Origin of the sequence: Caballeronia sp. RCC_10, from assembly GCF_041360715.1 — a bacterium.
GTDB classification, from domain to species: domain Bacteria; phylum Pseudomonadota; class Gammaproteobacteria; order Burkholderiales; family Burkholderiaceae; genus Caballeronia; species Caballeronia grimmiae.
In genome coordinates this window covers 1-502 of the sequence record NZ_JBFUPT010000130.1, presented here as the reverse complement: position 1 = coordinate 502, position 502 = coordinate 1, and the positions used below count along the sequence as shown (strand labels likewise).

The 502-nt window shown below is 61.4% G+C and carries 1 protein-coding gene and 1 pseudogene; both read right to left on the bottom strand.

Annotation, left to right across the window (positions count from 1 at the left end; all coding sequences use genetic code 11):
• Positions 1–252: ATP-binding protein (locus tag AB6804_RS31965; RefSeq protein WP_370889851.1), on the bottom strand; the 252-nt coding region annotated here is incomplete at its 3' end.
• Positions 249–502, bottom strand: a pseudogene (locus AB6804_RS31960) (IS21 family transposase); the annotation flags it as partial. The gene AB6804_RS31965 and the pseudogene AB6804_RS31960, both read right to left, overlap by 4 nt.

Sequence of the window (502 nt, the reverse complement as noted above, 5' to 3'; positions counted from 1 at the left end):
CACCATGCTGAAGTCGAAGGTGGCCAGCGTCTTGGTCGGATCAAGATGTGACTCCGTACGATGCCGCTCGATGCGTCGTTTGGCACGTTCGGCCAGTTCGTGCTCAAGCAGCGCCCCAAGCAATCGCGTAGCCGGCCAGCCTTCCTTATCAGAGCGCTCAACGAACTCGGGCCATAACCTGCCGATGGTCGGCAGACGTAACTCGTTCAACATCAGGGCCAGACGGCCGTTGTCATGGGCAGGGGCGTTCATGCTGCCACCTTGTCGAGAAGCTCGTCATAGACCGCGACGGGCGGCATTTCGACTACCACCTCGGGACATCGGGCCTGACGCGGCGCGAATTCATCGCGCAACTGCTTCAGATCGGGCAGTTCGCCTGCTTCGAGCAAGGCGTCGAGCCGCTCGGCCAGCAACGCCTCAACGCCGTGATGTCCTGCGAGTTCGAGCAGCCCTACGATCGTCTTGCATGCCTGGCGTTGCGTCAGTTGCGTCTCGAGCTTCT